The 8,066-nt window shown below is 72.5% G+C and carries 10 protein-coding genes; 4 read left to right on the forward strand and 6 right to left on the reverse strand.

The window, feature by feature from the left end; all coding sequences use genetic code 11:
* On the forward strand, positions 1-675 hold a 675-nt coding region (locus tag KBX53_RS14350; protein ID WP_247675608.1), incomplete at its 5' end, for a hypothetical protein.
* Positions 676-795: 120 nt separating this feature from the next.
* Here KBX53_RS14350 and KBX53_RS14355 read toward each other — a convergent pair.
* On the reverse strand, positions 796-1,383 hold the full coding sequence (locus KBX53_RS14355) for a hypothetical protein (protein ID WP_210859717.1): 588 nt from the start codon (positions 1,381-1,383) through the stop codon (positions 796-798).
* A 306-nt stretch (positions 1,384-1,689) separates the two neighbouring features.
* Here KBX53_RS14355 and KBX53_RS14360 point away from each other — a divergent pair, with 306 nt between their 5' ends.
* Together KBX53_RS14360 and KBX53_RS14365 are read left to right on the forward strand one after the other, a co-directional pair.
* Positions 1,690-2,328 carry a hypothetical protein gene (locus KBX53_RS14360; protein ID WP_210859719.1) on the forward strand — a complete coding sequence of 213 codons (639 nt, stop codon included), beginning with the start codon at positions 1,690-1,692 and terminating at the stop codon, positions 2,326-2,328.
* 201 nt (positions 2,329-2,529) lie between these two features.
* Positions 2,530-2,793 carry a DUF6244 family protein gene (locus KBX53_RS14365; protein ID WP_210859721.1) on the forward strand — a complete coding sequence of 88 codons (264 nt, stop codon included), beginning with the start codon at positions 2,530-2,532 and terminating at the stop codon, positions 2,791-2,793.
* A gap of 27 nt (positions 2,794-2,820) precedes the next feature.
* Here KBX53_RS14365 and KBX53_RS14370 read toward each other — a convergent pair whose 3' ends face one another.
* The 4 genes from KBX53_RS14370 to KBX53_RS14385 form a co-directional block, all read right to left on the reverse strand.
* Positions 2,821-3,231: a hypothetical protein gene (locus KBX53_RS14370; RefSeq protein WP_030334390.1), complete on the reverse strand. Its 411-nt coding sequence runs from the start codon at positions 3,229-3,231 to the stop codon at positions 2,821-2,823.
* 68 nt (positions 3,232-3,299) lie between these two features.
* On the reverse strand, positions 3,300-3,746 hold the full coding sequence (locus KBX53_RS14375) for a nitroreductase family deazaflavin-dependent oxidoreductase (RefSeq protein WP_030334388.1): 447 nt from the start codon (positions 3,744-3,746) through the stop codon (positions 3,300-3,302).
* A 66-nt stretch (positions 3,747-3,812) separates the two neighbouring features.
* Positions 3,813-4,799, reverse strand: coding sequence for an SEC-C domain-containing protein (locus KBX53_RS14380; RefSeq protein WP_210859723.1), 987 nt, complete (start codon positions 4,797-4,799; stop codon positions 3,813-3,815).
* Between the two features lie 105 nt (positions 4,800-4,904).
* The gene (locus KBX53_RS14385; protein WP_030334385.1) at positions 4,905-6,371 is read right to left on the reverse strand and encodes an MFS transporter; all 1,467 of its coding nucleotides are present in this window, start codon (positions 6,369-6,371) and stop codon (positions 4,905-4,907) included.
* Between the two features lie 220 nt (positions 6,372-6,591).
* On the opposite strand from KBX53_RS14385, the gene KBX53_RS14390 reads away from it, so the two are divergent.
* Entirely contained in the window at positions 6,592-7,173 is a 582-nt protein-coding gene (locus tag KBX53_RS14390) for a TetR/AcrR family transcriptional regulator (protein WP_156057719.1), read from the forward strand.
* Positions 7,174-7,221: 48 nt separating this feature from the next.
* Here the strand turns inward: KBX53_RS14390 and KBX53_RS14395 are convergent.
* Positions 7,222-8,066: pentapeptide repeat-containing protein (locus tag KBX53_RS14395; RefSeq protein ID WP_210859724.1), on the reverse strand; the 845-nt coding region annotated here is incomplete at its 5' end.

Below are 8,066 nucleotides of genomic sequence, written 5' to 3' on the forward strand. Positions count from 1 at the left end.
GGCCCGCCGTCCGGCCCCGGTGCGGTGTCCGCTGCCGGCTCGGTGCCAGCGTCCGGCTCCGGTTCGGCGTCCGCCCCGGGGTTCGGCCCCGCCACCGCACCCGGAACCGGGGGCGGGGAATCCGCCGGCGCAGCCGGCGCCCCGGGGCGGGCGGGGGTCGAGGCGTACCCCGAGCTGCCGGCGGGGGAGGCGCGGCTGGCGCTGCCGACGGCGGTGACCCCGGCGGGCGGTGGGGTGCCGGCGCAACGCGCGGCCGCTGCCGACCCGGCGGTGGAGTTGGAACTGGCCCGGCGGATGGCCGACGAGGCCGACCGGCACGGGCACCAGGCGGAGCTGCTGGCCCAGCGGCCGGTGCTGCTGCCGACGTGGTCGCCGCTGGCCCGGGCGGTCGCCGTCTACGCCGGCTGCGGCGCGGCGGCCGGGGTGCTCATGCTGATGCTGGTGCTCGCCTCCGGCGTCGGTCTGGTCGACGGGTTCACCCTCGGCGCGTGGATCTGCGCGGGGCTGCCGGCGGTGGCGTTCTTCGGCGGGTACCTGGTGCTGGGCCGGTGGGGACGACCCGCGATGGTCGCCGGCACCCCGCCGCGCTATCTGCCGCTGGGGTTCCTGATCTGTTTCCTGCTGGTGCCGGTGGCCTACTGCGCCTATCTGCTGCTGGTGCGCGGCCTGCGCTGACGACCGACCCGGAGTCCGGTCTGCGCTTCGCCGCGCAACCGGTCGTCAGCGTGTTCGTGCCGGGGCGTCCCCCGGGCCCGGCGGTGAGCCCGTCGTCGCCCGGCCTCCGCGAAGTGGTCGTCACCGCACACCGGAACCGCTGTCGGGCGTGGACTGGCTCAGGTGGTAGATGACGCCGCCTTCGTCGCTGAACCCCTGCTCCGTGCCGCTGGTCGAAGGGCTGAAGACGCGGCAGGAGCAGCCATCGGCGGGAGGCCCCGCCGACGCCTCGGCGTAGTACCAGACCTGACCCACCTCGGCCCTGAACGTGCGGCTGCTTCGCCGTGGCACCTCGATCGCCCGGCGCGGTTCGCACTGAGCGCCGAAGATCCACAGCACGTACGGCTCACTGCTCGTCGAGGCAGTGCCCCGCAGCGGTTCCCCCCACCGGCCCTCGGGGATCTCCCGCCGGAAGAAGACCAACGCGTCATCGCCGTGAATCTTGGCGATGCAGGACCGGTAGAGCGCTGCCCGAGACGCCGGGGTCGGGCCGGGCGCGGCTGTGGCCGACGACGACTGGAGGCTGCTGAGGATGCTCTGCCCGTCACCGGTCGCGACGGCGACGGCCAGCAGGAGGGCGAGAAGCCCGAGGAGAGCCCCGGACAGCCCAATGGCGCGGGCCCGGCGACCGCGACCAGCCGATGTCGTGTCTGTCCTCTGAACCGTCAAGCCCCGTTACTCCCTCAGCAAGCTGTCGCCGAGTCTAGGAGGCTTCGCACTTCGGTGTGGTCCCGGAGCCCGGGATCGCTGTCCGCCGGTCGCGTGATCCACTGTGCTGGGAGAGGCACCGGGTTCACACCTACCGGCCGTCCACCGTGCCCACTTCGCTGCCGTAGTCTCGCGCCCCGAGCGCAGTCGGTGCGCAGTCCGCACGCCGAGGGTCTGGACCGTCGCGCCTCGGCGTCTCGCGAGTGGCAGGTCGAAAGGTTGGTCAGGGAATTGCAGGGATACACGTCGTCCACCGAGGTTGAGCCGATGCCGGCAGGGGGCGCGACTGCCGCTTCGCTGGTCGACGCCGATGCGGCCACGCCCCGCTCCGAACAGGAGCCCGGACTGTCGGTCGTCGCCGCATCGCAGCAGGCCGGCGTGGGCGCGGTGGTTGCGGGCTTCGGGTTGATCGGCGTCGGCGCTGTCGCCGGCTGGCTGATCTGGCGTAGCGGCGCCTCCGCGGCGAAGATCCAGCCCGAGGACACCACCGGCGTGTTCCTCACCCTGTTGGTCTTCGCCGCGGCTGTCGAACGGATCCTCGAACCGTTCTCGCGGTGGCTGCCGGGACGCGCCGCCGAGGCCGCGTTGTCCCAGACGATGACCGACGCGAACAGCCGGATCGACGGCCCCACCGAGGCCGGCCGTGCGGCGATCGCCGTGGCCACGGCCAAGGTCGCCCGGGCGAAGGCGAACCGCACCATCGTCGCGTGGGGTCTCGCGAGCGGGTTGGCCACCGTGGCGTCCAGCGCCGGCGGGTTCTACGTGCTGCACGCGGTCGCCGGTGCCGACTGGAACGGGGTGGCGGTCTGGGTCGATGCCGTGGTGACCGGTGTGATGGTCGGCAGCGGCACCAAGCCGCTGCACGATCTGATCACCCGGGCCCAGAACGGCCCGCCGTCGCCGTAGCCCGCCTCGGCCTGGCCTGCCGGCTGGTGTTGCTGGAGATCTTGGACAGTTTCCGTCAGGACGTGACGGAAACTGTCCAAGATCTCGTGTCCGAACCTGGCGAGGCGGGAACGAGCGCCCGATCGCGTGGGGTGCCCGGATCTCGTAGGCTCCCAGGTGGTCTCCGCGGTGGAGCTGGTGGTCGATCACGGGGAGGTGCGCGTGAGCGCGGCACAGATCATCGCGAGTTTGGCGGCGGCGGCGCAGAAGCTGGACGAGGCGAAGGCCAAGACCGCAGCGGCGGCACAGGACGCGGCCGAGGCGCGGGCGCTGGTCGCCGGTGCCCTTGAGGGCGTTGCCGCTGGTCCGCTGGTTGGCATGATCGACTCGTACCGTCAGGCGCTGGCACAGGCCGCCCAGGGTGGCGACCCGGCCAAGCAGCACGTCCAGGAGACGATCGCCAAGGTCCGGGCGCTCGGCAACTGACCACCTGCGAGGGCAGCGCAACCGTGCTCAGCGGGTGATGCGGAACGTCTGCTCGAAGGTCGGGTAGTCGCAGACGTCCTGGTTGCAGAGTTCGAAACCACCGCTGATCAGCGCGACGCCCTTGTGCAGGACCAGCCCGTCGGGCTGCGCCCACGCCCTCCCGGTCACTGCTTGCGGCTCGCCCGTGCAGCTGTTGAGGGGTGCCCAGCCACCCGCGTAGGCGACTCTGTCGCCCGACCGCTGCCGGACGATCAGCTCGGTGGCGCCGGACAGGCCGGCTGGGCAGGTCACCGTAAGGGTGATGTCCACGGCGACGCCGCGTGCGACAAGGGTCGCGGAGGTGACTTCGACGCTGCTGGCCGCGCTCGCCGGGGTTGGCGCGAGCGCGAGGGAGAGGGTCAGCCCGAGTAGTGCGATGGCGGTGATGATGCGGCGCACGATGATCCTCCTTGCCGGAGTGGGTGCCTACCTGCGGTCACCCTAGCCTGCCCCGGCAGTTACGGATATCAATCGATGCGGTCGATGACGATGACCGGGATCTCGCGGTCGGTCTCCTTCGCGTAGCGGGCGTACGTCGGGAAGACCTTCGTCATCACCGGCCACAGCCGGACGCGCTCCTCGCCGGTCGCGGTCCGGGCCCGCCCGGCGATCCGCTCCGCCCCGACCTGGATCTCCACTGTCGGGTCGGCGGTCAGGTTCAGGTACCAGGCGGGGTGTCTGGCCGCGCCGCCGTTGGACGCCACCAGCACATAGTTGTCACCGTCGCGCCCGTACATCAGGGCGGTGCGGCGCAGTGTGCCCGATCGGCGTCCGCGGGTGGTGAGCAGCAGCGAGGGCACGCCGTGGAAGGTGCCCCCGTCCGCGCCGTCGGTCTGCACGTAGCGCCGGATGTGGCTGGCGACCCAGCCGACCGGGCTGTCCTCGACCGTTTCGTGCTGCTCGTGGGTGGTCACGGCATCGCCTCCATCGTCGAGCCCGGACGGTCGAGCGGGGTGTCGATCATACGCGGCGGGGGAGGGTCAGCCGCGTGAGCGCGGCAGGCAGCACTTCTTGTACTTGCTGCCGGACCCGCACCAGCAGGTGTCGTTGCGGCCGGGCGGCCAGGCTGTCACGCCGGCCTCGTCGAGGCTGTCGGCGTACTCGTCGAGGGTTTCCTCGCTGGTGGGGTCGCTGCCGGCGGTCTGGGCGAACGCCGCCAGTCCGTCGACGGTGCCGACGACCACGCCCAGGTCGGCGCCGCCCATGCCGGAGGCGTCCACGAGGGCGCGTTCGATCTGGGCGCGGTGCTCGTCCCAGGTGGCGGGGTAGCTGTCGACGAGGGTGGGCCAGCGCAGCAGCAGCGCGGTGAACTCCGCCTGCGGCCAGAACAGCAGTGTCGCCGGGCCGTCGTCGAGGGCGTCGAGGGCATGGGTGCTCGCGGCGCGCAGCCGGTCGGCGAGGTTGTCGTACTCGTCGTGCGGTAGGCCCGCCTCTTCGCGCAGGTCGTGCCGTTGCTGGGCCAGGCCGTAGATCATGGCGGCGGCCTCGTCCTGGGCGTCCTCGGACGCGTGCTGCTGGGTGCGGGTCCGCTCCAGGATGGCGTCCAACGCCCCGGTGAGCCACTCCAGTGCCAGTTCGCCGTGGCCGGACTCGGCCAGCTCGTCGATCAGGTACATGGACTTGGGGTCCGTCTCCAGCAGCGGGCGCAGGGCGGTCAGCTCGGTCAGGCCCTCGTCCGAGCGGCCGAGGCGCAGCAGCGGGCCGCCGCGCACCGCTCGGGCGTACGCGTTGTCGTCCGGCTGTTCGGCGACCGCACGGGTGGCCAGGGCGAGCGCGTCGGCCAGGTCACCGGCCTGCTCCAGGATGTCAGCGGCGACCAGCAGGGCGTACCCGGTCTCGTCGGGGTCCGCCACCCGACCCTCGTCGACGGCGCCCACCAGTTCGGCGACGAGCGCGGCCGGGTCCGGGCTCTCGGAGCCCAGGGCGGCGATCTCTTCGATGCGGTCGGCGGTCAGCAACTCGGACATGGGCGCATCCTGAAAGACGACGGTCGGTGGGCGGGGGAGCGGCCAGCGTACTCCGGGACATGGCGCAGCCCGGGCGGCGAACCGCCCGGGCTGCGCCACGGCCCGTCAGCGGGTCGCCGGCATGGTGGCGAACTCGCCGGCTAGCTCCGACTCGACGATCGTCGTGGCGGACGGCCGGCGACCGGCCGACGCCCGCCGGGCGGACGGGACGGCGAGGGCCGCGAGCGCGGCGGCCAGGGCGATCGCGGTGAGGACCAGAAACCCCATCGTGAAGCCGGCCTCCCGGGGAAGGCCGTTGGCCTGCGGGTGGGCGGTGATCACGCCGCTGACCACGGCGGCGCCGATCGCCCCGCCGATGGTGCGGATGTTGGCGTTCATGCCGGTGGCCACGCCGGTCTGGCTGGCCGGCACGCTGGCGACGATCAGGTTGGCCATCGACGCGAAGGCCAGGCCGATGCCGAGGCCGACCAGGCCACCGGCGATGGCGACCTCCCAGCGGGTGTCGTGTGCGGCGGCGAGCATCGCGGCGGCGACCACGTTGAACGCGGCGCCGGTGGCGAGTTGCGCCTTGGCGCTGAACACGGCCTGGAGCCGGCCGGCGACGAGGCCGGCGACGAACATCGCGACGAGCATCGGCAGCATGAGCAGACCGGCCTGGCTGATGCTGGCGCCGAAGCCGTAGCCGGCGGCGGTCGGGGTCTGCACGAACTGGGGCAGGAACGCGTACACGGAGAACATCGACGCGCCGTAGAGCAGGGCGACCAGGTTGGTGGTCCAGACGCCGGGCAGGCGCATCATCCGCATGTCGATGAGCGGGTTGGCCGAGCGCACCTCGGCGACCAGCCACCCGGCCAGCAACACCACGGCGAGGGCCAGCAGGCCGAGCACCCGGGCGGAGGTCCAGCCCCAGGCCGCGCCCTGGCTGATCGGCAGCAGCAGCGCGACCAGCCAGCCGGAGAGCAGCACTGTGGCGCGCCAGTCGATGCGTCCGGGGGTGCGGACCGGCGACTCGGGCACGAACAGGTGCGCGGCCACGGCGGTCAGCCCGACCACGACCATCGGGATCCAGAACAGCCAGCGGTAGTCCAGCGTGCTGACGATCGGGCCGGCGAGCACGATGCCCAGGCCACCGCCGACGGCGACGATCGCCGAGATGGCGGCCACGGCGGTGGAGACCCGGGCGGCCGGGAACTCGTCGCGGATGATGCCGAACGACAGCGGGAAGACAGCTCCGCCGATGCCCTGGACGACCCGGGCGATGATGAGCACGCCGATGTTCGGCGCGATGGCGGCCAGTAGGCAGCCGAGGGCGAGGGCGGCGAGCGAGACGACCAGCATCCGCTCCTTGCCGACCATGTCGCCGACGCGTCCGAGGATCGGCGTGAAGATCGACGCGCTGAGCAGGTAGGCGGTCAGGACCCAGGTCACTGTGTTCTGAGAGGTGTGCAGGTCCTGCTGGATGGTCGGCAGCACGGGGGTGATCAGCGATTGGAGCATCGCGAAGAACCCGGCGCCGGCCGCGAGCACGGTGAAGGTGAGCCGACGCGAGCCGCGTCGGGAGGTCACTGCCACGAGAGATAACTCCCTGATTACGTACGGGATGGAGGCGTGTGGCCCGTCGTCTGTGACGGGTCGTTTGTCGGGGTCCGGGCGATCGGGGTGGCCAGGCGGCGATCGGGCGGGTCCCGAGGTAAGCTAACCGGAGGCAGGCCTCCGGGATTCCGGAGGGGTGCCTCCACTAAGTTAGTGGAGGGTTGCCTCCGGATGCAACCAGGGTGAGGTGACGCACGTCATGACCAGCGCGGGGCAGGTGCCCGAGGTCTTCGCCCAGCGGCCCAAGCGGGCCGACGCGCGGCGCAACTACGACGCCCTGATCACGGCGGCGCGCGAGGCGTTCGCCGAGAACGGGGCCGCCGCCTCGCTGGAGGACGTGGCCCGCCGGGCCGGGGTGGGCATCGGCACGCTCTACCGCAACTTCCCGACCCGCCGGCACCTGTTCGAGGCCGTCTACGTCGAGGAGGTCCGGGAGCTGTGCCACTCCGCCGAGGGCCTGGCCGAGCTGCCGCCCTGGGACGCGCTCGTCGCCTGGCTGCACCGCTTCGTCGCGTACGTCGCCACCAAGCGGGCGCTCGCCGAGCAGTTGCTGCACGACTCGGAGATCTTCGCCAGCTGCCGCACCGAGATCTTCTCCGCCGGTGAGCCGCTGATGCGTCGCGCGCAGGCCGCCGGCGTGGTTCGTGACGACATCGGCTTCGACGACGTGGTGCGGCTGATCAGTGGCCTCACCATGGCCCAGTTCCCGTCGCCCGAGCAGCGCGACCGGGTGCTCGGCGTGGCCCTGGACGGCCTGCGCCCGCCGGCCGCCCCGCGCTGAGAGCCAGCCGCGCCCTGGTCGGCCGGGTCGCGTCGACGCCTCCGGCGGTCAGCGGTCGACCAGCAGCAGCCACTCGTCGTCGAGGCGTTCCACTGTGGTGTCGGCCGGCCAGCGGTGACCGGGGTCGGCCACCGCCCGGGCCTGCTCGACCTGCGGCGGCCGGCTGAACCGTGTGTCGCGGAAGCTGGCCATCCGGTGGAACCGGGCCCGGCCGAAGTTCGCGGCGTCGAGGAAGTGCGCCCGGTCGAACAGCGCCTCCGCGCCGAACACCGTCCAGCGGAACAGCGCCATGTTCGTGAAGCGGACCGAGTGGAAGCCGGCCGCCCCGCCGAACTCGGTGTGCTCCATCGACACCGCGCCGTCGAAGACGGCCTCCCGGAACGAGGTGGCGTCCTCGAAGCGGGTCGCGTCGAAGCTGGTCGGTTGGCCGAAGGTCACCCGACGACATGAGGTCGGGCCGGCGAAGCGGGACCGTCGGCAGGACAGACCGTCGGTGAACGCGGCCCCGTCGAAGGTGGCCAGACCGCTGACGCGAACGCCGTCCAGCATCACCTCGCCGTCGGCCGCGAGGTTGTCGAAGAGCACGTCGTCGAAGGTCGCCGCCCCGAGCAGCAGCCGGCCCCGCGTCGTCGCGCCGGCGAAGGTGGTCGTGCCGGTGAACACCGCCTCGGTGAAGTTCGCGTCGACGAGCGTGCAGCCGGCGGCGTCGAAGTCGACAAGCTCGGCGCCGGCCAGGTCGAGCGTCAACTCCGGCCAGAAGGCGTCGTCGTCGGCGGCGCGCAGGTGCCGGGTGAGCACGCGCTGCGCGCTGCGCCGGACCTCCGTCTCGCGCGGCTCGCCGTTTGGCGCCGGCATCCGCAGGTACGCGCAGAGCACCGCCGCGATCGTCGGGC

Origin of the sequence: Micromonospora sp. M51 (assembly GCF_018070305.1) — a bacterium.
Classification (GTDB): domain Bacteria; phylum Actinomycetota; class Actinomycetes; order Mycobacteriales; family Micromonosporaceae; genus Micromonospora; species Micromonospora parva.

Bases quoted from the DNA above. Each gene is read 5' to 3' on its own strand.
- KBX53_RS14360 (WP_210859719.1), top strand. From the start codon at position 1,690: ATGCCGGCAGGGGGCGCGACTGCCGCTTCGCTGGTCGACGCCGATGCG.
- KBX53_RS14380 (WP_210859723.1), bottom strand. From the start codon at position 4,799: ATGTCCGAGTTGCTGACCGCCGACCGCATCGAAGAGATCGCCGCCCTG.
- KBX53_RS14390 (WP_156057719.1), top strand. From the start codon at position 6,592: ATGACCAGCGCGGGGCAGGTGCCCGAGGTCTTCGCCCAGCGGCCCAAG.